The organism is Nonomuraea sp. NPDC050153 (assembly GCF_044460125.1).
GTDB lineage: Bacteria > Actinomycetota > Actinomycetes > Streptosporangiales > Streptosporangiaceae > Nonomuraea.
The window spans coordinates 144,024-166,990 of record NZ_JBITJQ010000029.1; the positions used below are offsets into that span (position 1 = coordinate 144,024).

Below are 22,967 nucleotides of genomic sequence, written 5' to 3' on the forward strand. Positions count from 1 at the left end.
AAGCCTCAGGCGGGCAGCTTGCCGGTGGCGACCACGTCGCGGTACCAGTGGGCGCTGTCCTTCCAGGTGCGCTTGAGCGTGTCCGGGTCCACGCGGACGATGCCGAACCGCTTGGCGTACCCGTGCGCCCACTCGAAGTTGTCCATCAGCGACCACACGAAGTAGCCGCGCACGTCGGCCCCGGCCGCGATGGCCTCGGCCACGGCCGACAGGTGCCGGTGCAGGTAGTCGACGCGCCGCTCGTCCCTGATCCGGCCGTCGGCGTCGACGGCGTCGGCGAAGGCCGCGCCGTTCTCGGTGATCATCGTGGGCGTGGACGGGTAGTCGCGGTGCAGCCGCAGCAGCAGCTCGGTCAGGCCGGTCTCGTCGATGTTCCAGCCCATCTCGGTGTACGGGCCGGGCTGGGGGACGAACTCGACGTCGTCGCACGCGATCCACGGCGACGCGGCCCCGTCCTGGTGCCCGTCGGCGGTCGCCCGCTCGGAGGATCCGTCCCACTGGCGTACCAGCGTCGGGTTGTAGTAGTTGACCCCGAGCACGTCCAGCGGCCGGCACGCGGTGGCCTCGTCGCCGTCGCGCACGAACGACCAGTCGGTCACGGCGGCGGTGTCGGCGATGAGGTCGCGCGGGTAGGCGCCCTCCAGCATGGGGCCGAGGAAGGCCCGGTTGGCCACCGCGTCCACGCGCCGCACCGCGTCGGCGTCGCGCTCGGACTCGCCGCGCACGTGGTGCAGGTTGAGCGTGACCGACATCTGGGCCGTCGGGTCGACGACCGCGCGCAGCGCCTGGACGGCCAGGCCGTGGCCGAGGTTCAGGTGATGGACGGCGGCCAGGGCGGCGGCCGGCTCGGTCCTGGCGGGGGCGTGCACGCCGGAGGCGTAACCCAGGTAGGCCGAGCACCACGGCTCGTTCAGGGTGATCCAGGTGCGGACGCGGTCGCCGAGCGTGCGGCCCATGAGGTCGGCGTACTCGGCGAAGCGGTGGGCGGTGTCGCGGTTGGGCCAGCCGCCCGCGTCCTCCAGCTCCTGCGGCAGGTCCCAGTGGTAGAGGGTGGCGACGGGGGCGATGCCGCGCGCCAGCAGCCCGTCCACCAGCCGCGAGTAGAAGTCGAGCCCGGGCTGGTTCGCGCGCCCGCCCGGCTGCACGCGCGGCCAGGAGATCGAGAACCGGTACGCGCCCACGCCCAGGCCGGCGAGGAGGTCCAGGTCCTCCTCCAGCCGGTGGTAGTGGTCGCAGGCCACGTCACCGGTGTCGCCGTTGGTCACCAGACCGGGTGTGTGGGAGAAGGTGTCCCAGATCGACGGGCCGCGGCCGTCCTCGTTCCAGGCGCCCTCGACCTGGTACGCGGCGGTGGCGGTGCCCCACAGGAAGTTCTCGGGGAAGGCGGTCATGCTGCTCCTCACAAGGTGATCTCGATTTCGTCGGTGCCGGGCTCCGCGGTGACCCGCGGCCCGTCCGAAGTCTGGGGTCCGCCGTGGAGCCGCAGGCTCCACCGGGTGGCCGCGCCCGTCACGCGACGGGCGCTGACGCGGCCGCCCGTGCGTAACACCTCGAAGACGGCGCCGATGCCGCCGTCGGGAGAGGGCACGGTGACGGTGCGGCGGGCGCCGTCGGCCGGCAGGTAGGCGTTCAAGGTGACGCCCTCGGCGTAGTCGTAGTCGGGCCGGTCGTCGCGGGCGCCCGTCGGCAGCACCGCGCCGGGCCGCACCAGCAGCGGCAGGCTGTCGAACCCGTGCCGCTCGGTACGCCACCCCGGCCCGGTGACGGTCGTGCCGTCCAGCAGCCGGGTCCAGGTCCCCTCCGGGACGTAATACGAAATATCACCATCAGCCGACATGACCGGCGCCACCAGCAGGTCGGGCCCGAGCAGGTACTGGGCGTCGAGGTGGTCGCAACCCCGGTCCCCGGGGAACTCCAGGTGCATGGCCCGCATCATCGGCAGCCCCTCGGCCGCGGCCTCGACCGCGGCGCCGTACAGGTAGGGCATCAGCCGCGCCTTCAGCCGCGTGAACGACCGCAGCACCTCGACCGACTCCTCGTCGAACAGCCACGGCACCCGGTACGAGCCGCTGCCGTGCAGCCGGCTGTGCGACGACAGCAGCCCGAACGCCACCCAGCGCTTGAACACGGCCGGATCGGGCCGCCCCTCGAACCCGCCGATGTCGTGGCTCCAGAACCCGAACCCGGCCAGGCCCAGGGACAGCCCGCCCCGCAGCGACTCGGCCATCGCCTCGAACGTCGACTCGCAGTCGCCGCCCCAGTGCACCGGCAGCCGCTGCCCGCCCACCGTGGCCGACCGGGCGAACAGCACGGGCGCGCCCCGCTCGGCCAGCACCCGGTGCACGGTCTCGTTGTAGAGCAGCGTGTAGTAGTTGTGCATGCGCTCGGGGTCGGCGCCGTCGGCGTAGGCGACGTCGGTCGGGATGCGCTCGCCGAAGTCGGTCTTGAACGCGTCCACCCCCATGTCGAGCAGCCCGCGCAGCTTGCCCGCGTACCACTCGCGGGCGGCCGGAGAGGTGAAGTCCACCAGCGCCCGGCCCGCCTGCCAGTGGTCGTCCTGCCAGACGGTCCCGTCCGGCCGGCGCAGCAGGTGCCCGGCCGCGGCCCCCTCGTCGAACAGCGCCGACGCCTGCCCGATGTACGGGTTGATCCACAGGCAGACGCGCAGCCCGCGCTCCTTGAGCCGCCGGACCATGCCCTCAGGGTCGGGGAACACCTCCGGGTCCCACTCGAAGTCGCACCACCGGTAGCGGCGCATCCAGAAGCAGTCGAAATGGAACACGCTCAGCGGCAGGTCCCGCTCGGCCATCCCGTCCACGAACGAGGCCACCGTCGCCTCGTCGTAGTCGGTGGTGAACGAGGTGGACAACCACAGCCCGAACGACCAGGCGGGCGGCAGCGCCGGGCGGCCGGTCAGCGCCGTGTAGCGGCGCAGGATGTCCTTGGGGGTGGGCCCGTGGATGACGAGGTACTCCAGGTCGTGGCCCTCGGCGCTGAACTGGACCCGCGACACCGACTCCGAGCCGACCTCGAACGACACCCGGCCGGGATGGTTGACGAACACGCCGTAGCCGCGGTTGGTGAGGTAGAAGGGGATGTTCTTGTAGGCCAGGTCGCTGCTGGTGCCGCCGTCCTCGTTCCAGATGTCGACGGACTGCCCGTTGCGCACGAGGGGGCCGAAGCGCTCGCCGAGCCCGTACACGAGCTCCCCGGCGCTCAGGCCGAGCTGCTCCACCATGTAGTGCCGGTCGGCGGGGTCGCGCATGACGCCCAGGCTCCGGCCGGCGCTGCGGGTCAGCTCGCGCCCGTCCGCGCTGAAGGTCATCTCCCAGGGCGCTTCCCTGCGCACCCGGACGGTGAGCGCGCCGCTCGTGAGGCTCGCCTGCTCGCCGTCCACGGCGAGGTCCACGTCCGGGGCGTCGTCGCGGACCTGGAAGACCGGTGATTCGGGGACGGACCCGGCGAAGTGCACCGTGCGGACGCGGATCACGTCCGGCATCGGGGACGACAGGTCCACCCGCAGCACCGGCCCGTCGATCGTGTGTCCCCGGTGGGTGATGGGCCTGGCCGGGGCCAGGATCCGCAGCGAGCCGGCGTCGGCGGTCACGTCGTGCGCCGCCGCGGCGTAGTCGGCCCGCACCCCGGGGCGCAGCCGCCAGTAGCCGTCCTTGAACTTCATGCCGCTCCTTGGACGAGGGCCGCGACCGCCTGCGGCGCCAGCGTGATCTGACCGTCCGCGGCCGATCCGGTCAGCAGGTCGGTGGCCGGGTGGGGGAGCGGCACGTGCGCCGGCTCCGTGCCGTGGTTGAGCAGGAACAGCACCTCGCCGCGGCGGACCGCCTCGACGCCGGGCGGCAGGTCCGGCAGGACCCCGCGCACGCCCGCGTCGGCCAGCGCCCGCGCGGCCAGCTCGCCGAGCGCGGCCGGCTCGGGCATCGTCGCCACGTACCAGGCCACGCCCTGCCCGGCCCGGTGCCGCAGCACCGCGGGCCCGCCGTCGGCGAACTCGGCCACCGGCTCGGCGCCCTCGGCGGCGACCAGCTCGGTCCAGGTGTGCGCGGCGAACTCTTCCCCGGTGGCCCACCGGCAGCGCACGGGGCCCTCGACGGGCCGCCACTCCTCGCCGGACGCGCCGAGCACCTCGCGCAGCGGCGCGGGGAACCGTCCGGTGCGCACGTGCGCCCGCTCGTCCACGATCCCCGAGAACGGGCCCACGACCAGAACCCCGCCGCCGCGCACGTAGGCGGTCATGGCCGCGGCGTCGGCGTCGCCCAGCAGGAACAGGTTCGGCGCCACGACGAGGGCGTAGCCCCGCAGGTCGGCCGACGGGGGCACCAGGTCCACGGTCACGCCGCGCTCCCAGAACGGCAGGTAGTAGCCGAACAGCCGGCCGGTCGCGTCGAGGCGGTCGCTCGGCCGGCCGCGCTCCTCCAGCGCCCACCAGCTCGGCCAGTCGAACACCATCGCCACCCGCGCCGGCACCGGCCGCCCCGCCACGCAGGCCAGCTCGCGCAGCTCCCGGCCGTGCGCGCGGACCTCGGCGTGCAGCCGGGTGTCCGGGCCCGCGTGCGGGACCATCGCCGAGTGGAAGCGCTCGGCGCCGAACCGGGAGGCCCGCCACTGGAAGTAGCACAACCCGTCCGCGCCGCGGGCGAGCGCCTGCAACGACTCCAGCCGGAGCCGGCCGGGCGGTTTGGGCGGGTTGTGCGGGCGCCAGTTGACCGCGCCGGCGGACTGCTCCATCAGCAGCCACGGCCTGCCCTTGGCCAGGCCGCGCATGAGGTCGTGGGTGAGCGCCGCGCGGGCGGGCGCGAGCGGGTCCGACGGGTCGGGGTAGTGGTCGTTGGAGACGATGTCCTCCTCATCGGCCCACGACCAGTAGTCGACCGGCTTGAACAGGCCCATGAAGTTGGTGGTGACCGGGATGTCCGGGGTCCTGCGGCGCAGGAGGTCGCGTTCGGCGCGGAAGTGGGCGAGCAGCGCGTCGGAGCCGAAACGCCACCAGTCGAGCTGCTGCGAGGGGTTGATCATGTAGGGGGCGCGGCGCGGGGTGACGATCTCGGCCCAGTCGCTGTAGCGCTGGCTCCAGAACGTGGTGCCCCAGGCCTCGTTGAGCGTGTCCAGGTCGCCGTAGCGGTCCCGGAGCCAGGCGCGGAACGCCTGTGCGGACTCGTCGCAGTGGCAGACCTGGCCGTACTCGTTGCCCACGTGCCACAGCGCGAGGGCAGGGTGGCCCGCGTACCGTTCGGCCAGGTCGTGCACGATGGCCAGCGCCCGCTCCCGGTAGACGCGGGACGAGGGGCAGAACTGGTTGCGCGAGCCGTACCAGAGGCGGTGCCCGGACTCGTCGACCGGCAGCGTCTCCGGCCAGCGGTGCCCCAGCCACGGGGGCGGCGAGGCGGTGGGGGTGGCCAGGTCCACCGCGACCCCGGCCTCGTTCATGAGGTCGAGCACTCGGTCCAGCCAGGCGAAGTCCCGCTTGCCGGGCTCCGGCTCGATGCGCGCCCAGCTGAAGACGCCGACCGTGACGAGGTTGACCCCGGCGGCCCGCATCAGCTCGGCGTCCTCGGCCCACACGTGCTCCGGCCACTGCTCGGGGTTGTAGTCGCCGCCGAACAGCAGCCCTCGCCCGGTGGTGAGCGTGTGCGTGCCCAGTCGTCCCGTCACGGTCAGGTCCTTTCGCCTTCGCGGGGTGGGGCGGAGCTGTCGCCGACCACGAGGCGGCAGGGCAGCAGCCGCTGCGCGGGCGGGCCGTCGCCCTCCAGCCGGTCGATGAGCATGCGGGCGCCCAGGCCGCCCAGCTCGGCGCTCGGCGGCTCCATCGTGGTGAGCCTGGGGTGGAACATCTCGGCGACCCGCGCCGACGACAGCACCAGCAGCAACGTCAGGTCCTCGGGGATGCGCCAGCCGCGCGCCGCCACGGCCGCGATCACCCCGACGGCCGCGTGGTCGTCCATCACCGCCAGCGCGGTCGTGTCGGGATGCGCGGCGACCAGCCGCTCGAACGCCTGCCCGCCCTCGTCGGCCGAGCCGGGCCGGAAGTCGTCCACGTACCCGATGCCGGCCGCGCGGGCGGCCGCGGCGAACTCCGTCCCGGCCCGGATCGCGGGCCCGTACCGCGCCGCGTGCCGGTCCGCCGAGAGGTTGAAGAAGCCCAGCTTGCGGTGGCCGAGCCCGGCCACGTGCGCCACGGCGTCCGCCGCCGTGGCCGCGAAGTCGATGTCGGCGTAGTCGATCGAGCCCGGGTCGCGGGTCCGCCCGATCATGCTGAATGGGATGCCGGCCGTCAGCAGGAACTCCGTGCGCTCGTCGTCCAGCCCGACCTCCATCAGCAGCACGCCGTCCACCAGCCCCAGCCCCGTGATGTGGCGCAGTTCCTCGACGGGGTCGGCGTGCTCGGGGGAGAGCAGCAGGTGGTAGCCCAGCTCGCGGGCCGCCTCGGCGGCGCCGGTCGCGAACTGCATCTCGGTCAGCCCGAAACCGCTGCGCGGGGTCGGGTACAGCAGCGCCAGGATGCGGGTGCGCTTGCTCTGCAGGCCGCGGGCCAGCAGGCTCGGGCGGTATCCCAGCTCGGCCGCCGCCTGCTCGATCCGCCGCCGGGTGGCCGCCGCCACCGGGCGGGTGCCGTTGAGCGCGGCGGACACGGTGCTCACCGCGACCTGCGCCCGCTCGGCCACGTCACGTATCGAAGCCATCCACTGCCGATCCGCTTGGGTCGAAACGTTTCGCACAACGTAGGACGCGGTTTGCGGGACTGTCAATGGTGTGGAATCGGGCGTCCTGAATCAGGTTCCCGAACGCCGGGCGTCGCCGCCGCCCGGGGCCCGGGGACCTCACGCCGGGGGAGCGGTGGACTCGCGCTGGATCAGCTGGATCGGCCCGGCCAGCACCTCCGCCACCGTGTCCTCCGGCGCCAGGGCGGCCAGCAGGGTCACGCCGCGGCGGCCCAGCTCGCCCAGCGGCATGCGCACCGTCGTGAGCGCGGGGTTGAGGTAGCCGGCCAGCTCCAGGTCGTGCACGGCCACGATCGAGACGTCCCGCGGGATCTCCAGCCCGGCCGCGCGCACCCCCTCCATCGCCCCGATGGCCGAGGCCACGTTGGCGACGAACACCGCCGTCGGCCGCTCGGGGGCGGCCAGCAGCCGGGCCATGGCCGCCGCCCCGCCCGCCGGCGTGTAGTCGGCCGCCACGACCGGCCCCTCCGGCAGGCCGGCCGCGCGCATCGCCGCCGAGTACCCCTCCGACCTGCGCGTGGCGGTGTCGGCGCGCGACGGGCCCGCGAGGTGGGCGATGCGGCGGTGGCCGAGGCGTACGAGGTGCTCCACCGCCAGCGCGGCGGCCCGCGCGTCGTCGAGGATGACGTACCGCTTGACGCTCCTGCTGCGGTTGTTGAGCATGAGCCACGGGATGGCGGCCCGGTCGAGCTGCGCGATCAGCCCCGACTCGTCGCCGGTCCCGGCCAGCAGCAGGCCGTCGATGCGGCCCTGCCCGATCCGGTCCATGTAGTCGCCCAGCGCCGCGCCCGACGCGCTGCCGGTGACCAGCACGTACCCCTGCGAGGCCGCCTCCGCCTCCGCGCCCTTGATGATCTCCGCGTAGACCGGGTTGGCGAAGTCGGGGATGAACAGCCCGAACATGTGCGCCCGCGACGTGCGCAGGCTGCGCGCGGCCACGTTGGGCCGGTAGCCGAGATCCTCGATCGCCGCCAGCACCCGCTCCCGCGTCTCCGGCCGGATGCTGAGGGTGGGGTCCTTGTTGACGACGCGGGAGACGACGGCCCGGTCGACCTTGGCGACGGCGGCGACGTCGGCCAGCGTGACCCGGGAGCGCTTCATGACCACGATCCTGTCCTGTCCGCCGGGTGGCAGCGGACGCTTTCGCCACTGTCCATCGAGCGGTAGAGCGCGTCGAGCAGGCGCAGCGTGCCGAGGTTGTCCGCGCCGGACGTCTCCGGCTCGCCGCCCTCCGCGACGGCCCGCAGCAGCGAGCCCATCGGCCCGGCCACCGCGTCCGGCAGCCACCGCCGGGTCACCGGGTACGGCAGCCAGCCGTCCGTCGGCAGCGCCCGGCTGTTGACCGCCAGGGTGTCGGGGCGGCCGTGCGGGTAGTCGTACAGCAGGCCGAGCGTGCCCTTGATCGCGCCCTGGGTGCCGTCGACGCGGAAGGACGCCTCCTGGTCGCCGGTGCGGTTCTCGTGCGTGACGTGGACGAGCGCCCGCAGGTCGCCCGGGTAGACCAGCGTGCTCATCGTGCGCGTCTCCCCCTTGGCGAGCTGGCCCGGCGTGCGGCTGCCGGTGCAGAAGACCAGCTCGGGATCGCCCAGGATCGAGCGGATCGCGTCCAGGTAGTGGATGGAGTGGTAGACGATCTCCAGCCGGTCGGTGGTGACCAGCCAGTCCCAGGCGCTCCAGTCGGTGAGGATGTTCACGGTGAACGTCATCGCCGTCGGCTCGCCGATCCAGTCGGCGCGCACCATCGCGCGGGCGGCGGCGATGCCCTCGTCGAAGCGGAGCTGCTGGTTGACCGCGATCTTCAGGCCGCCGGCCGCCGCCAGGTCGACCAGGCCCCGGCCGGTCGCCACGTCCGGCGCGAACGGCTTCTGGCACAGCAGGTGCTTGCCCGCCGCCAGCGCCGCCCGCGCGATGCCGGGCTGCGCGCCGGGCGCGACGGCGATGTCCACCACGGCCACGCGCTCGTCGGCCAGCAGCTCGTCGAGCGAGCCGTACGTCCTGGGGACACCGTGGCGCCGGGCCACCTCGGCGGCGCGGCCGGCGTCGAGGTCGTACAGGCCGGTCACCTCCAGCCCGGCCTGCCGGTAGGCGGGCAGGTGGGCCACGTCCACGATGGCCCCCGCGCCGACGACGGCGACGGGCAGCCGGTGCGCGGCCGGGATCGACAGGTCGGCGGCGGCGGCGATGGGCGCGAACACGTCGATCACGGGGCGGCCTCCCGGGTGTGGCGGGGCGCGTCCTGGAGGCCGTAGAAGCCGGTCGCGGTGCCGCCGAGCACGGCCGCGCGGTCATCGGGCGGCAATCCCGACAGCACGGCGTTCGTCTCCCGCCACACCTTCGCGTAGTCGCCGGCGAGCAGCGCCACCGGCCAGTCGCTGCCGAACATCAGCCGCCCTGGCCCGAACACCTCCAGCGCGTGCTCCACGTAGGGCCGCAGGTCATCGGCCGTCCACGTCCCGGCGTCGGCCGCCGTGTTCAGGCCGGACACCTTGGCGTACACGTCCGGGCACTCGGCCGCGCGGGCCAGCAGCGACGCCCACGGCTCCCAGCCCTTCTCCTCGATCGGCGGCTTGGCCAGGTGGTCGATCACCATCCGCAGCCCCGGCACCCGCTCGGCCAGCACCGGCACGTGCTCCAGGTGCCGCGGCAGCACCGCCACCACGTCGAACGGCAGCCCGGCCGCGGCCAGCAGCCCGAGCCCCTCGATCACCGGGGCCTGGAGCACCCAGTCGGGGTCGGGCTCGTCGTGGATGAGGTGCCGCACCCCCGCGAACCTGGGATGCCGCCGGTACCGCTCCAGCGCCCCGGCCGCCTCGTCCGGCCGGTGCAGCGGCACCCAGCCCACCACGGCGCCGATGAAGTCGTGGGCGTCGGCCTGCGCGAGCATGGCGTCGGTGTCGGCGTAGGAGTCCATCGCCTGCACCAGCACCGTCCGGTCGACCCCCGCCGCCGCGAGCTGGGGGACGAGCTCCGCGGGCTCGAACGTGCGGTGGATCGGCCCGTGCTCGGGCGTCAGCCACGGGTACGAGCCCGTCTCCAGGTTCCAGAAGTGCTGGTGGGCGTCGACGACGGTCATCCAGCCTCCTCACGTGATCAATCGTTTGAGCGTGCACATACTAGGGGGTGCCCGGCGGTTGCACGAGCTCCAAGGTGATGTCGTCGGGGTCGAGGAAGTAGCAGGCGTAGCCGCCCCTGTTCACGCCCGCGGTGATCGCCTCGGGCGGGTTGACGAAGCGCACCCCGGCCGCCGCCAGCCGGGCGTGCTCGGCCGGGGCGTCCTCGACGGTGAGTGCCAGGTGCGCGGCGCCCGGCAGGTGGCGGGCCGGGTCGCGCGGGGCGCCCTTCGGCCGTACGTACTCCACCAGCTCCAGGTCGTGCGTGGACAGGCCGCGCGGCTGGCCGGGCACGGCGAGCTGGGCCACGTGCAGCACGGCGTCGGGGTAGCCGACGAGCCTGCGGGTGTAGTCGTTGTCCTGCTCCTGCCGGTGCACCAGCGCGAACCCGAGCAGGTCGCGGTAGAACGCCACCGACCGGTCCAGATCGGAGACCGTGAACGAGAAGTGCCAGACGCCTCTCATCGCTCCCCCGCTCCGGTCAGCCGCCTGAGCTCCTGGGCGATCCGCGCGGCGTCGGGGACCAGGGCCTGCGCGAGGACCGGCGCGGCGGGCATCCGCACGTCCGGCGCGCCGATCCGGATCGGCGGCGCGGCCAGCGCCACCCCGGCGCCCGCGACGCGGGCCACGACCTCGGCGCCGAAGCCGCCGGTGACGTTCGCCTCGTGGACGACCGCCAGCCTGCGGGTGCGGCGCGCGCTCTCGACCACGGCCCCGGTGTCGAACGGGTTGAGCCACGGCGTCTCCAGCACCTCGGCCTCGACCCCCTCGCGGGCCAGCGCCTCGGCCGCCGCCAGCACCCGGTGCGTCATCGCGCCCCAGGTGACGACGGTGACGTCGGAGCCCGCGCGGCGGGCGCGCGCCCCGCCCATCGGCTGGACCGGGCCGTCCGTCGTGACGGGCTCCTTCGGGCCGGAGTACAGCGTGCGGTTCTCGATCACCAGCACCGGGTCGTCGCCGTGCACCGCCGTCACCAGCAGGTCGTACGCGTCCTGCGGCGTGCTCGGCATGCACACCCGCAGCCCCGGCACGTGCAGGAACAGCGCCTCCAGGCACTGCGAGTGCTGCGCGCACGCGCCCGGCGCGCCGCCCTGCTGGGTGCGGATCGTCAGCGGGGCCCGCAGCCGCCCGCCCGACACGTAACGGACGTTGGCCGCCTGGTTGACGATCTGGTCCAGCGCCACCAGGGAGAAGTCGGCCCACATGATCTCGACGATCGGGCGGCGGCCGAACATCGCCGCGCCCACCGCGCTGCCGAGGATCGCCGACTCGCTGATCGGGGTGTCGAACACGCGGTCGCCGTACCGCTTGCGCAGGCCCCTGGTCACGCCGAACACGCCGCCGGGCACGCCGACGTCCTCGCCGTAGACCAGCGTCTCCGGCAGCTCCTCCATGAGGCGGTGCAGGGCCGCGTTCACGGCCTCGCCGTAGGACAGGTCACGCATACAGGTGCTCCCTTGCGGTGGCGGGGTCGGCGAGGGGCGCGGCCAGCGCCGCCGCGGCGGCGGACTCCATCTCGGCCCGCGCCTCGCGCTCCACGGCGTCCAGGCCGGCGGCCGGCACCCCGTCGGCGAGCAGGCCCTCGCGCAGCCGGGCGATCGGCTCGCGCCTGGCGATCCGGTCCAGCTCGCCGGGCTGCCGGTAGGTCTCCGCGTCGCCGATGTAGTGGCCGGCCAGCCGCTCGGTCATGCACTCCAGCAGCGTCGGCCCGCCGCCCTCGCGGGCCACCTCCAGCGCGTCGCGCACGTGGAAGCGCACGGCCTCCACGTCGTTGCCGTCGACGCGGTGCCCCGGCATCCCGTACGCGGCGGCGCGGTCGGCCAGGCGGGCGTTGCGCACCATGTCGGCGATCGGGGTCAGCTCGGAGTAGCGGTTGTTCTCGCAGACGAACACCACGGGCAGGGAGAACGCGGCGGCGAAGTTCATCGCCTCGTGCACCGCGCCCTGGTTCATCGCGCCGTCGCCGAAGACGCTCACGGCCACCCGGTTCGAGCCGTCGTGCCGGCCGGCCAGCGCCGCCCCGCACGCGATCGGCGCGCCCGCGCCCACGATCGAGTTCTCGCCGTGGAAGCCGTACTCGGCGGCGGTGAAGTACGCCGAGCCGCCCCGGCCGCCGTTCACGCCCGTGGCGCGGCCCGTCAGCTCCGCGAACAGCGCCTGCGCCGGCACGCCCCTGGCCAGCGCCCAGCCGTGGCCGCGATAGGTGGCGAACAGCGCGTCGTGCGGCTCCAGCACGTCGCACGCGCCCACCGGGACGGCCTCCTGCCCGACGCACAGATGCACCGAACCGACGATCGGCCCTTCGGCTCGCAGGTCGCGCACCTTCTCCTCGAACGCGCGGATCCGCCACATGGCCAGCAGGTCCGCGAGCCTTCGTTCACTCATCGCCTCTCCAGGCTTCGAGAGCCGCGGCGCAGATCGCCTCGGCGTCGCCGATGTAGGACTCGGGCGGGACGGGCAGCGTGCCCAGGCTCGCCAGCTCGTCCGGCCCCGCCACGTCGCGCAGCGCGTCGGCCAGCGCCCGCCCGCGCTCGCGGGCCTCGTGCGCCGCCTTGTAGACCAGGTCGTGCGCCCGCTCCCGGCCCAGCGCCGGGGCCAGCCGCATCATGTACGCCTCCGCCATGATCAGCCCGCCCTCGGCGTCCAGGTTGGCCCGCATGGCCTCCGGGTAGACCCGCAGCCCGGCGGCGACGTCGGCGGCCGTGGCCAGCGCGCCCGCGGCCAGCTCGGCCAGGAGCGGCACCACGTACCACTCGACCTGCCACTCGCCGGCGGCCCGCTCGTGGCCGGCCTCCATCGCCCGGAACAGGCCCGAGCTGAGCGCGCCCGCCGTGCCCGACATGCCGACGACGGCCTCGCAGCCGATCGGGTTGGCCTTCTGCGGCATCGTGGACGAGGCGCCTCGGTGGTGGCCGCCCGCCTCGCGCACCTCGCCGACCTCGGTCCTGGACAGGTCCACGACCTCGCGGGCGAAGCGGGCCGCCGTGGCCGCCAGGCTCGCGCAGGTCAGGCCGAACTCGGCGACGCCGTCCCTGGCCACGTGCCAGGGCACCTCGGTCGTGGCCAGGCCGAGCACGCCGGCCACGCGCCCGCGTACCTGCCGGGAGCGCTCGCCCATCGCGGCGGAGGTGCCGCCCGCGCCGAACAGCGACACGACGCGCACCCGCCGGGCCGCGCCGCGCGCCCGGTCGCGCTGGCGCGCCGCCTCCGCCAGCAGCACCGCCATCTTCGCCCCGAACGTCGTGGGCACCGCCTGCTGGGCGTGCGTGCGCGCGGCGACGACCGTGCCGGCGTGCCCGGCCACCAGCCGGGCCAGCGCGTCGCCGAACGAGCCGAGCAGCGCCCCCAGGCGATCGAGGGCCTCGCCCATCTGCAGGGCCAGGCCGGTGTCCATGATGTCCTGCGTGGTCGCGCCGTAGTGGACGCGGCCGTCGGGCCCCTCGGGGAGCGCGGCGGCGATCATCCGCACCAGGGGCAGGATCGGGTAGCCCACGTTGACCGCCTCCGACCACAGGCGCGGGAGGTCGATGTTCGCGGGCACGCAGGCCGCCTCGATGGCGCGCGCGTCGGCCTCGGAGATCACGCCCTCCTCGGCCTGGGCGCGGGCCAGCGCGGCCTCGGTGCGCAGCCAGGCGAGCACGGTCCGCTCGGCCGAGAAGATCTCGGTCATGGCGCGGTCGCCGAACAACTCGGGGAGCAGCTTGAACGTCTGGCGCACGGTCAGTCCATCTCCAGTCCGCCGTCGACGTTCAGCGCCTGGCCCGTCACGAACGACGCCAGGTCGCTGGCCAGGAACAGCACCGCGGACGCGACCTCCTCGGGCCGCCCGGGGCGGCGCAGCGGGGAGCGCTCGCCGACCTCCTTCAGGTGGCCGGCGCCCGCGCCGGGGCCGAACCGCCGGTCGCGGTCGGCGATGATCTCGTCCCACATGGGGGTGAGGAAGACGCCGGGGCACACGGCGTTCACCCGGACGGGGGCCAGCGCCTGGGCCGCGGACTTGGTCAGGGAGAGCAGGGCCGTCTTGGTGGCGGAGTAGTGGGCGGCGTTCGGGCGGCCCGAGCGGGCGGCCACCGAGGCCAGCGTCACGATCGAGCCGCTGCCCCGCTCGGCCATCGCGCGCCCGACGGCCTGGGTGAGCCAGAACGTGGCGTTGAGGTTGACGTCCACGATCCGCAGCCACTCGCCGGGCTCGATGTCGAGCAGTGGGGTGGTGCGCATGACCCCGGCGCAGTTCACCAGCACGTCGATCCGGTCGCGGGCGCCCGCCAGCGCCGCCGCTTGGGCCCGGTCGGTGAGGTCGGCCGGCCGCGCCTCGGCGCCCAGCTCGGCCGCCGCCTCGGCCAGCCGCGGGCTCTCCAGGTCGGAGAGCACGACGTCGGCTCCGGCCGCGGCCAGCGCGCGGGCGCACGCGAACCCGAGCCCTCCCGCGCCGCCCGTGACGAGCGCCGTCCGCCCGCCCAGGTCGATCGTGACAGCCATCCCCGATGGTCTCCCGTCTCTCATTCAAACGATTGACCAGAACATAACTCGAACCACGCGAACCGAACAAGAGCGTTTTCGGGAATCAGCGCCAGCCGAGCTCCTCGTAGAAGGCGGCGCGGGCGCGCTCGAACGACGCGCGGTCCAGCACCGCGCCCTCGTGGGGTCCCGCCGTGATGGGCTCCTCGTGCATCCGGGCCGGCAGCTCGTCAGGACCGCCGCCCTCGCGGACCGCGTACGCGCGCATCGCGTCGAGCCGCTCCTGACCGGCCGCCAGCAGGTCGTCCACGGTGAACTCCCGCCCGAGGACGGCCGTGGCCAGGGCGCTCAGGTGGTCGAGGGTCAGCGGGCGGGTGGGGGAGGAGGCGAAGACGCACAGGTTGAGCGCGTCGAGCCCGCTCCACAGCCGCAGCAGCCGGGCGGTGCGCCGGCCCCGCTCGGCGTCGAGCCCGGCGACCGGCGCGGGCTCCGCCCCGATCCGCCGGGCCTCGCCGAAGCTGTAGGCCAGCCCGGCCACGGGGTCGAAGTCGAGGTCGTGCTCCAGCGCGTCGTAGCGCGGCCCGCCGGGGGCGATCGCGTACCCGAGGCCGATGCCCGGCTGGACGCGGGGGTCGAAGCAGGGCAGTTCGGCGCCCTTGACGGTCATGGCGTACGGGGCCGCGTCCGGCCCGAGCTTCGCGGCCGCCCGCGCCGAACCCTCCGCGAGCAGGTCGCCCAGGGGGCCCGTGCGCGCCGCGACGTCGTCCAGCAGCCCGGTCAGCGCGGCCGCGTCACCGAACGCGGGCCCGCCGGGGAGCAGGCCGCGCTCTGCGCACTCCATGGCGAACGCGAGCGTCCCGCCGAGAGAGACCGGGTCCAGCCCGAGGTCGTTGCAGCGGGCGTTGGCGGCGAGCACGGCGTCGAGGTCGTCGATCCCGAGGTTCCAGCCGAGCGACAGGAACGCCTCCTGCCCCAGCCCGCCGGTCCGCCGCTCGGCCAGGCCAGGGGGCGCGTACACCTTGAGGCAGTCGTTCGGGCAGCCGGGGCAGGCCCCCGTGGTCGCCACCGCGCGCCCGTCGTAGTCACCCGCGGCGGGGACCCGCAGCCCGTGCGCGCCGGCCACCGAGAAGTTCCGCACCGCGGCGTAGCCGGGGGCGGGCGGGTCGCCCACCCAGCCGGCGAACCCGGGGAGGCCGGCCTGGAGCGCCGCCAGCGGGTTCGTGGCCAGCGAGTCGCGGTAGTAGGCGGCCAGCCCGGCGACCGCCCCGGGGTCGGCGACCTCCGCCGGGGCGTCGCCGACGCACACGACGGCCTTGAGGTTCTTGGCCCCGAAGACCGCGCCGAGCCCGTACCGCCCGGCGGCGTACGCGTAGTCGGTCACCACGCCGGCAAAGCGCACGAGGTTCTCCCCGGCGGGCCCGATGGCCGCCACGTGCGCGCCCTCGCCGTGCCGGGCCCGCAGCGCGTCCGTCGTCGCGGCCGTGCCCAGCCCGCGCAGCTCCGAGGCGTCGTGCAGGGACACCTCTCCGCCCTGGACGAGCAGGTAGGACAGCCGCGCGGCCCGCCCCGTGACGGCCAGCGCCTTGGCGCCCGCCCCGCGCAGGCCCGCGGCGAACGGCCCGAGCGCGTGGGACTCCCCGGCCACCCCCGTCAGCGGCGACTTCGCCAGGAACACCGCCTTGGCCAGCCCCGGCGCCGCCGTCCCGCCCAGCGCCCCGGCCGCCACATAGAGCAGCGTCCGCGGATCGTACGGATCGAGCCCGGCGGGCGTCCGCCCGGCCAGCAGCCGCAGCCCGAGCACGGACCCGCCGATCTCGCCCGGGTGATGCTCCTTCTCCACGTTCCCGCTGGTCAGATCCACAATGAACGGCACGGTCAAGCCTCCATAGCGATGAGGAAAGCGAGCCGCACCACATCACACAACACCCCGGAAAGGCAACCCCGCTAGGGCCGCTCCGGATGCGACCGCAGCCAGTGCGACAGCCCGCGGGCGGCGGTGACGACGGCCGGCACCAGCGCGCCCGGCTGCGTCTCGCCCACGCGCACCACGACCGACAGCGCGGCGATCACCTCGTCCTCCGCGTCCCGCACCGGCGCCGCCACCGACACCGCGTCCAGCGTGACCTGCCGGTCGCTGATGACGTACCCGTGCCGCCGCACCTCGGCCAGCGCGCAGCGCAGCCGCCAGGGGTCGGCGATGGTCCGGTCGGTGAAGGCCGCCAGCGGCCCGGCCAGGTACGCCTCCTGCGCCGCGGCCGGCGCGTGGGCCAGCAGCGCCAGGCCGACGCCCGTGGCGTGCGCGGGGAAGCGCCCGCCCACCCGGCTGTGCACGGCGACCGCGTCCCTGCCGGAGATGCGCTCCAGGTAGAGCACGTCGGCCCCGTCCAGGACGGCGAGCTGGACGTGCTGGTGGGTGACCTCGTACAGGTCCTCCAGGTACGGCATCGCGGCCTCGCGCAGCCCGAGCCCGCGCGGCGCCAGCGCGCCCACCTCCCACAGGTGCAGCCCGATCTGGTAGCGGCCGTCGCGGTCGCGTTCCAGCGCGCCCCACGACGTCAGCTCGTTGACCAGCCGGTGCGCCGTCGTCAATGGCATCGCGGTGCGGCGGCTGATGTCGGACAGGCTCAGCCTGGGGCACTCGCCGGAGAACGCGCTGAGCACGCTGAGGACCCGGCTCGTCACGCTCCGGCCGGCGGGCCGCCTGACGCTTCCGGGCTGTTGGGCGCGGCCGGGAGCGTGGGCGCCGCGGCGCCTCGTGGCCGCGGCCGGGCCGTCGTCGGTTGTGGTCATGGTCGCCGCCTCCCGGTCGGACCTCTCACCCCGCGAAGTTCCCGTTTTTTATGTTGTTTGCGGCAACGTAAACCCCTGCTGCCAGCGGGTCCAGCCCTCGAAGCCCCAGAGTTTGTTGCGATGGGTAACAATCCAGAAACGCACCGAACGACGTTCTGAAAAGTCTTCCGTTCAACGGAGAACGCGGTTTCGCAACCTCTCCGCGGCTCATATGTTGCGGGCGCGACCCCAGCCGGTCGGCCCGTTCCTCGAAGGAGGTGTTCGCATGGCTGAAGCGCTCAACCCGTCGCTGACCCGCCGCGACGCGGCCCGGCTGCTCGGCGCGGCCGCCGTCGCCGCGCTCCCGTCGGGGTGGACCGCCCAGCGGGCGGACGTCGACGCGCTGCTGGGGAAGCTGACGCTGAAGGAGAAGGTCTCGCTGCTGCACGGCGCCAACGACCCCGCCTCCAAGGGCGAGGCCGGGTACGTGCCCGGCGTGCCCCGCCTCGGCATCCCCGAGCTCCGCCTGGCCGACGGGCCCGCCGGGGTCCGCGCCACGGCCGACGCCACCGCCCTGCCCGCGCCGGTGGCGCTCGCCTCGACGTTCGCGGCCGACCTCGCCCGGCGGTTCGGCGCCGTCATCGGCAGGGAGGGCCGCGCGCTGGGCATGGACGTCCTGCTGTCGCCGATGACGAACATCGTCCGCGTGCCGCAGGCCGGCCGGAACTTCGAGACCCTCGGAGAGGACCCGCTGCTGGCCGCCGCGCTCGTCGTCGGCGAGATCCGCGGCATCCAGGGCGAGGGCCTCATCGCCACGGTCAAGCACTACGCGGCCAACAACTTCGAGAACGCCCGCCAGACGGTCGACGTCAAGGTGGACGAGCGCACCCTGCGCGAGATCTACCTGCCCCCCTTCGAGGCCGCCGTGAAAACCGGCGTGGGCGCGGTCATGGCCGCCTACAACCACGTCAACGGCGTGTACGCCGCCGAGAACCGGCACCTGCTGACCGAGATCCTGCGCGACGACTGGCGGTTCGGCGGCTGGGTGATGTCCGACTGGTACGCCACGCACAGCGGCGCCCCCTCCCTCACCGCCGGGATGGACATGGAGATGCCCTTCGGCGTCAACTACGGGGGCCTGGCCGCCGCCGTCACCTCCGGGAAGCTGGCCGAGTCCGTCGTGGACACCGCGGTGCGCCGCGTCCTCGTCCAGCTCGACCGGTTCGGCCTGCTCGGCGGCGGACGGCCGCGCCCCTCCCCGGACCCGGCGGGCGGAGCCCGCGTCGCGAAGGAGATCGCGCTGGCGGGCGCCGTGCTGCTGCGCAACGAAGGGGACCTGCTGCCGCTGGGCCGCGCCGACCTGGCCGACCTCGCCGTCATCGGCCCCACCGCGGCCAGCCCCCTGGTGGGCGGCGGCGGCAGCGCCAGGGTGATCCCCGCGGGCGCGGAGAGCCCGCTGACCGCCCTGCGCCGCCAGGCCGCCCCGGGCAGCCGCATCCGCTGGGCCACGGGCGTGGACCTGGAGGGCGTCCCGGTGCCCGCCTCCGCGCTCTCGCTGCGGCGCACTCAACAGGGCACTCAGCAGGGCGCTCAGCAGGGCGGCGCCCCGCAGGCCGCCGCCCAGGTCGACCACACCGGCGCGGGCGCCCTGCCCGCCGGCTCGTCGTGGACGTGGACGGGCACGCTCACCGCGCCCGCGACCGGCGACTACGACCTGCGCATCCAGGGCGCGGGCGGGGTGCCGTCGTTCAACGGCTCGATCTCGCTGACCCTCGACGGCGTCAAGATCGGCTCGGTCGGCGCCCTCCTCGGCGGCAACAGCAGCCTCATCGCGACCTCCGGCGGCCTGACCAACGCCGGCAGGACCGTCCGGCTCGAAGCCGGGGTGGCCAAACCCGTCACCGTCGCGGCCACCGGCATCGCCGGCACGCCGCTGCAGGTCAGGCTGGCCTGGGTGACCCCGCAGCGCCGCCAGGAGGCGCTGCGGGAGGCCGCCGCGCTGGCCAAGGGGGCGCGGGCGGCGCTCGTGTTCGCCTTCAACGAGGGCACCGAGGGCGCCGACCGCGCCGCCCTCGCCCTCCCGAAGGACCAGGACCCGGTCGTCGCGGCCGTGGCCGCCGCCAACGCCCGCACCACCGTCGTGCTCAACACCGGCGACCCGGTGCTCATGCCGTGGCTGCGGAACGTGCGCTCGATCCTGCAGATGTGGTACCCGGGCCAGGAGGGCGCCGACGCCACCGCCACGCTCCTGCTCGGCGGCGCGAACCCGGGCGGCAAGCTGCCGGTGACGTTCCCCGCGCGGGCCGAGGACGCGCCCACCGCGCCGGCCGAGCGCTACCCGGGTGTGGGCGGCGTCGCGGACTACGGCGAGGGCGTCCTCGTCGGCTACCGGTTCTACGACGCCAAAGGCGTCGAACCGCTGTTCCCCTTCGGGCACGGCCTGTCCTACACCCGCTTCCAGTACGGCGACCTGTCGGTGCGGGCCGCGGGCGGCGGGCTCACCGTGTCCTTCACGGTCGCCAACACCGGCCGCCGCGCCGGGGTGGAGGTGCCGCAGGTCTATCTCGGCTCGCCGGCCGGCCCGCCGGTCCCGATGGCGCCCCGCGCGCTCGCCGGGTTCGCCAGGGTCCGGCTGTCGCCCGGCGAGCGGCGCCGCGTCACCGTGACGGTGCCGCGGCGCGCACTGCAGTACTGGTCGGACGGCCGGTGGACCCTCGCGGGGGGCCGTCGTACCGTCCACGTCGGGTCCTCCTCCAGGGACCTGCGTCTACGTCAGGAGGTCACAATCCGATGAGACGATTACTGATCGCGCTCGCCGCGGCGGTCCTCGCGGTCGCCGCCGTACCCGTGCCCGCCGTCGCGTCGGGCGGGGATCGGCCCGTGGCGCGCACCGACACCGGCCTCGTACGCGGGGCCCGCGCGGACGGCGTCGACAGCTTCCTCGCCCTCCCGTACGCCGCCCCGCCCGTCGGCGAGCTGCGCTGGCGGGCACCCCGGCCGGCGACCGCCTGGCAGGGCGTGCGCGACGCGTCCCAGTGGGGCAACCGCTGCCCGGCCGCCGCCAGCACCAACGGCCCCCGCTCCGAGACCGAGGACTGCCTGTACCTCAACGTGTTCCGCCCCGCCGGCACGAAGGCCGGGCAGCGGCTGCCCGTGCTCTTCTGGATCCACGGCGGCGGCCTGCAGAACGGCTCGGCCAACCAGCACGACGGCACCCTGATCGCCCAGCTCGAGAACGTCGTCGTGGTGAGCGTCAACTACCGGCTCGGCGTGTTCGGCTTCCTGGCCCACCCGCTGCTGGCCGCGGAAGCGGGCACGTCCGGCAACTACGGCCTGCTCGACCAGCAGGCGGCGCTGCGCTGGGTGCACCGCAACATCGCCGCGTTCGGCGGCGACCCCCGCCAGGTCACCATCGACGGCGAGTCGGCCGGCGGCTTCTCCGTCTGCGCCAACCTCACCTCGCCCGCCTCGGCCGGGCTGTTCGCCCGCGGCATCGTACAGAGCGGGTCCTGCACCAGCCGCACGTACGCGGACGGCGAGCAGGCCGGCACCTCCATCGCCACCGCGCTCGGCTGCTCCGACCTGGCCTGCCTGCGCGGGCTGAGCGCGGCGAAGCTGGTCGACGGGCCGCAGTTCGCCTCGTTCCTGTACGGCACGCCCGCCCTCCCGGAGAACCCCGACACCGCCGTGCGGGCGGGCCGCTTCCAGCGCGTCCCGCTGATCGTCGGCTCCACCCGCGACGAGGGCCGCACGTTCCTGCAGGGCGCGCGCGGCTGGACCAAGGAGCAGTACGAGGGCTGGGTCCGCGGGCTCTTCCCCGACCGCGCCGACGCCGTCCTGGCCAGGTATCCGTGGCCGGCGCAGTCCGACCAGTTCACCTCGGCGTACCTGGCGGCGGCCGTCTTCACCGACTCCGGCTTCCTGGCCGGCCTCGGCGGCTGCCCGACGCTGCGCTTCATGGAGGCCCTGTCCGCCCACACCCGCGTGTACGGCTACCGCTTCGACCACCGCACCGGGCCCGGCCTGACCCCCGAGCCGGTCGGCTACGAGTGGGGCGCGGGGCACGCCGCCGAGCTGGCCTACCTGTGGCCGAGCTTCGACAACGGAACCCCGATCGCGCCGACGTTCGACGCCTCGGAGCGGCGGCTGGCCCGCGACATGGTCCACTACTGGGGATCGTTCACGATCACCGGGCAGCCCCGGGCCGCGCGCTCCGCCCCCTGGCCGGCCTTCAACCGCACCTCACTCGTCATGTCGCTGCGGGCGGGCGGCCGCTCGACGCCGGTCCCGCTGGCCACGATGCTCGCCGAGCACAACTGCGACCTGTGGGAGGCCGGCTGAGATGATGCGCCGCGGGGGCCGCCTGCGGGATCACGGATGCCCCAGGACTCGCGAAGGGCGGCCCCCGTGACGAGACCGAGCCCCTCATCGACGACGGCCCCGTGGAGCACTATCGCCTGCTCCACCAGGTCCACTGGCGGCGCAGGCACCTCGGCGAGGTCCACGGCGTCGTGTTCGCGCCGGCCGCGATCCGCCGCTCGGTGCGGCCGGCGGCGGGTCGGCTCGACGAGCAGTGGCGGCGCGCCCTGCCGCTGATCCCGCTCGCCCTGGCCACGGCCAGGCGCGGCGCGGCCAAGCCGGAGAACGCCAACAGCCGGGCGGGGATCCTCGCCTGCGCGCTCGCGCCGGCGTCCCTGCCGCTGGGGCTGCTGCATCCGGGCCTGTTCGCGGTGCCGGTGGCGCTGGTGGGGTGGTTCGTGGTGGCCGATCCGCCGCTGCTGCGGTTCGTGCACCGGGAGCGGGGGGCGGCCTTCACCGCCTACTTCATGGCCGTCCACCCGGCGGTGCACGTGGTGCTCGTCACCGGCCTGGCGGCGGGCTCCCTGCGCGTGCTGAGGGGAGCTCCCGCCTGATCTTTCGATCACGCCCCGCGCGATGTCGGCGGGCTCGCCCGCCCGCACGAAGCACGCCACGGGCCGGTCCGGATCGGGCCCGAGGAAGAGGGTGACGCCGACCTGAAGCTCGGGTTCGCCCTCCAGCTGGTGACCGTCCGCTGGCTCGGGACGTTCCTCGGTCCCCGGGACCCGTCAACCCGCTGCGGGTGCCGCCGTGGGCGCACCTGACGGGGCTTGGTCGAGCGCGTGACGGCGGACGCCGCGGATCAGCAGGTAGCCGACCATCCAGAGCTCCCCTACGGTCGCGGGGACGGTGAGAGCGTCTGCGATGCCCTGTGCGTCGGGGGCGAGGTATCCGATGAACGCGCTGAGCAGGTAGCCGATGCCGCCGCCGATGAGAATCCAGCCGAGCGGGCGGGGCATCCAGCCCGAGCGGAGCACGCACGAGCCCATGGGGATGAGCCACAGGCCGAAGAACACTGCTCCCACGCCCCACAGGTTGCCGCTGACCAGGTACAGGACCTGGACGACGGCCGCCGCGTCGCCGATCGGGGCGAGCGCGACCTGGACCGCTGTGGCGAGCAGCGCCGCGCTGGAGAGAACCGCGACCGCGTTGACGAGGCCGAAGGCGGCGATACCGCTGGCGGCAAGCGGGTGTGCGGTGCGGAACAGGCGGTAGAACCATGCCACTGTGAGGGCTTTGGTGACGACGATGAGCAGCTCTAAGGCGACCCCGGCGCGGGCGAGCGATTCGTGGTCGACCAGGTGGGCGAGCGTCGCACCGGGGTCGCCGGCCGCGAAGAGCCGCGGCCGGATGAGCAGGAAGCCCAGTGCGCCGGTGATGGCGAGGCCGAGGTAGAGCAGTCCGGTCGTGCGGGCGGTGCGGATCAGCGCGTGCATGGTGGCTCTCCTGTGCGTCCAGTAGTGATTGGTGGTTGATCGATATGGATGGTTGACGACTGATCCGAAAGCTCGTCGTCGCTTGCCGGTGTAAGTCCGGT

At 74.6% G+C, this 22,967-nt stretch carries 18 protein-coding genes; 3 read left to right on the top strand and 15 right to left on the bottom strand.

All coding sequences use genetic code 11. The annotated features are described in order from the left end of the window. Positions 1-5: 5 nt before the first annotated feature. The 14 genes from ACIBQ1_RS46020 to ACIBQ1_RS46085 all read right to left on the bottom strand — a co-directional run bounded on the left by ACIBQ1_RS46020 (position 6) and on the right by ACIBQ1_RS46085 (position 17,092). On the bottom strand, positions 6-1,391 hold the full coding sequence (locus ACIBQ1_RS46020) for a GH1 family beta-glucosidase (RefSeq protein WP_397287497.1): 1,386 nt from the start codon (positions 1,389-1,391) through the stop codon (positions 6-8). Positions 1,392-1,399: 8 nt separating this feature from the next. Then, positions 1,400-3,679, bottom strand: a complete 2,280-nt coding sequence (gene yicI, locus ACIBQ1_RS46025) for an alpha-xylosidase (RefSeq protein ID WP_397287499.1) — start codon at positions 3,677-3,679, stop codon at positions 1,400-1,402. After that, entirely contained in the window at positions 3,676-5,667 is a 1,992-nt protein-coding gene (locus ACIBQ1_RS46030; RefSeq protein WP_397287501.1) for a beta-galactosidase, read from the bottom strand. The genes yicI and ACIBQ1_RS46030 overlap by 4 nt, the downstream gene beginning before the upstream one ends. Before the next feature lie 2 nt (positions 5,668-5,669). Continuing rightward, entirely contained in the window at positions 5,670-6,695 is a 1,026-nt protein-coding gene (locus ACIBQ1_RS46035; protein ID WP_397287503.1) for a LacI family DNA-binding transcriptional regulator, read from the bottom strand. A gap of 138 nt (positions 6,696-6,833) precedes the next feature. Continuing rightward, positions 6,834-7,835, bottom strand: coding sequence for a LacI family DNA-binding transcriptional regulator (locus ACIBQ1_RS46040; RefSeq protein WP_397287505.1), 1,002 nt, complete (start codon positions 7,833-7,835; stop codon positions 6,834-6,836). Further along, positions 7,832-8,938, bottom strand: coding sequence for a Gfo/Idh/MocA family protein (locus ACIBQ1_RS46045; RefSeq protein ID WP_397287507.1), 1,107 nt, complete (start codon positions 8,936-8,938; stop codon positions 7,832-7,834). The genes ACIBQ1_RS46040 and ACIBQ1_RS46045 overlap by 4 nt, the downstream gene beginning before the upstream one ends. Next, on the bottom strand, positions 8,935-9,807 hold the full coding sequence (locus ACIBQ1_RS46050; protein ID WP_397287509.1) for an amidohydrolase family protein: 873 nt from the start codon (positions 9,805-9,807) through the stop codon (positions 8,935-8,937). Before ACIBQ1_RS46050 ends, ACIBQ1_RS46045 begins: the two co-directional genes overlap by 4 nt. Positions 9,808-9,847: 40 nt before the next feature. After that, positions 9,848-10,309 carry a VOC family protein gene (locus ACIBQ1_RS46055; protein WP_397287511.1) on the bottom strand — a complete coding sequence of 154 codons (462 nt, stop codon included), beginning with the start codon at positions 10,307-10,309 and terminating at the stop codon, positions 9,848-9,850. Then, positions 10,306-11,289, bottom strand: a complete 984-nt coding sequence (locus ACIBQ1_RS46060) for an alpha-ketoacid dehydrogenase subunit beta (RefSeq protein ID WP_397287513.1) — start codon at positions 11,287-11,289, stop codon at positions 10,306-10,308. The genes ACIBQ1_RS46055 and ACIBQ1_RS46060 overlap by 4 nt, the downstream gene beginning before the upstream one ends. After that, positions 11,282-12,229 (bottom strand): thiamine pyrophosphate-dependent dehydrogenase E1 component subunit alpha, encoded by a 948-nt coding sequence (locus tag ACIBQ1_RS46065; protein ID WP_397287515.1) that lies wholly within the window; start codon positions 12,227-12,229, stop codon positions 11,282-11,284. The genes ACIBQ1_RS46060 and ACIBQ1_RS46065 overlap by 8 nt, the downstream gene beginning before the upstream one ends. Then, the gene (locus tag ACIBQ1_RS46070) at positions 12,222-13,562 is read right to left on the bottom strand and encodes an adenylosuccinate lyase family protein (protein WP_397287517.1); all 1,341 of its coding nucleotides are present in this window, start codon (positions 13,560-13,562) and stop codon (positions 12,222-12,224) included. The genes ACIBQ1_RS46065 and ACIBQ1_RS46070 overlap by 8 nt, the downstream gene beginning before the upstream one ends. 2 nt (positions 13,563-13,564) lie before the next feature. Continuing rightward, positions 13,565-14,323, bottom strand: a complete 759-nt coding sequence (locus ACIBQ1_RS46075; protein WP_397287519.1) for an SDR family NAD(P)-dependent oxidoreductase — start codon at positions 14,321-14,323, stop codon at positions 13,565-13,567. Positions 14,324-14,408: 85 nt separating this feature from the next. Further along, positions 14,409-16,175, bottom strand: a complete 1,767-nt coding sequence (locus ACIBQ1_RS46080) for an aldehyde ferredoxin oxidoreductase C-terminal domain-containing protein (RefSeq protein WP_397287521.1) — start codon at positions 16,173-16,175, stop codon at positions 14,409-14,411. Positions 16,176-16,246: 71 nt separating this feature from the next. Then, positions 16,247-17,092, bottom strand: coding sequence for an IclR family transcriptional regulator (locus ACIBQ1_RS46085; RefSeq protein WP_397287523.1), 846 nt, complete (start codon positions 17,090-17,092; stop codon positions 16,247-16,249). Positions 17,093-17,357: 265 nt separating this feature from the next. Here ACIBQ1_RS46085 and ACIBQ1_RS46090 point away from each other — a divergent pair, with 265 nt between their 5' ends. From ACIBQ1_RS46090 to ACIBQ1_RS46100, 3 genes are all read left to right on the top strand, one after another. Continuing rightward, on the top strand, positions 17,358-19,865 hold the full coding sequence (locus tag ACIBQ1_RS46090; RefSeq protein ID WP_397287525.1) for a beta-glucosidase: 2,508 nt from the start codon (positions 17,358-17,360) through the stop codon (positions 19,863-19,865). After that, positions 19,862-21,412: a carboxylesterase/lipase family protein gene (locus ACIBQ1_RS46095; RefSeq protein WP_397287527.1), complete on the top strand. Its 1,551-nt coding sequence runs from the start codon at positions 19,862-19,864 to the stop codon at positions 21,410-21,412. The genes ACIBQ1_RS46090 and ACIBQ1_RS46095 overlap by 4 nt, the downstream gene beginning before the upstream one ends. A gap of 101 nt (positions 21,413-21,513) precedes the next feature. Beyond that, the gene (locus ACIBQ1_RS46100) at positions 21,514-21,984 is read left to right on the top strand and encodes a hypothetical protein (protein WP_397287528.1); all 471 of its coding nucleotides are present in this window, start codon (positions 21,514-21,516) and stop codon (positions 21,982-21,984) included. 174 nt (positions 21,985-22,158) lie between these two features. Here the strand turns inward: ACIBQ1_RS46100 and ACIBQ1_RS46105 are convergent, their stop codons facing one another. Next, positions 22,159-22,866, bottom strand: a complete 708-nt coding sequence (locus ACIBQ1_RS46105) for a DUF4386 domain-containing protein (RefSeq protein WP_397287530.1) — start codon at positions 22,864-22,866, stop codon at positions 22,159-22,161. Positions 22,867-22,967: the final 101 nt, after the last annotated feature.

Bases quoted from the DNA above. Each gene is read 5' to 3' on its own strand.
- ACIBQ1_RS46020 (WP_397287497.1), bottom strand. From the start codon at position 1,391: ATGACCGCCTTCCCCGAGAACTTCCTGTGGGGCACCGCCACCGCCGCG.
- yicI (WP_397287499.1), bottom strand. From the start codon at position 3,679: ATGAAGTTCAAGGACGGCTACTGGCGGCTGCGCCCCGGGGTGCGGGCC.
- ACIBQ1_RS46035 (WP_397287503.1), bottom strand. From the start codon at position 6,695: ATGGCTTCGATACGTGACGTGGCCGAGCGGGCGCAGGTCGCGGTGAGC.
- ACIBQ1_RS46040 (WP_397287505.1), bottom strand. From the start codon at position 7,835: ATGAAGCGCTCCCGGGTCACGCTGGCCGACGTCGCCGCCGTCGCCAAG.
- ACIBQ1_RS46050 (WP_397287509.1), bottom strand. From the start codon at position 9,807: ATGACCGTCGTCGACGCCCACCAGCACTTCTGGAACCTGGAGACGGGC.
- ACIBQ1_RS46055 (WP_397287511.1), bottom strand. From the start codon at position 10,309: ATGAGAGGCGTCTGGCACTTCTCGTTCACGGTCTCCGATCTGGACCGG.
- ACIBQ1_RS46060 (WP_397287513.1), bottom strand. From the start codon at position 11,289: ATGCGTGACCTGTCCTACGGCGAGGCCGTGAACGCGGCCCTGCACCGC.
- ACIBQ1_RS46065 (WP_397287515.1), bottom strand. From the start codon at position 12,229: ATGAGTGAACGAAGGCTCGCGGACCTGCTGGCCATGTGGCGGATCCGC.
- ACIBQ1_RS46075 (WP_397287519.1), bottom strand. From the start codon at position 14,323: ATGGCTGTCACGATCGACCTGGGCGGGCGGACGGCGCTCGTCACGGGC.
- ACIBQ1_RS46085 (WP_397287523.1), bottom strand. From the start codon at position 17,092: ATGACCACAACCGACGACGGCCCGGCCGCGGCCACGAGGCGCCGCGGC.
- ACIBQ1_RS46090 (WP_397287525.1), top strand. From the start codon at position 17,358: ATGGCTGAAGCGCTCAACCCGTCGCTGACCCGCCGCGACGCGGCCCGG.
- ACIBQ1_RS46095 (WP_397287527.1), top strand. From the start codon at position 19,862: ATGAGACGATTACTGATCGCGCTCGCCGCGGCGGTCCTCGCGGTCGCC.
- ACIBQ1_RS46105 (WP_397287530.1), bottom strand. From the start codon at position 22,866: ATGCACGCGCTGATCCGCACCGCCCGCACGACCGGACTGCTCTACCTC.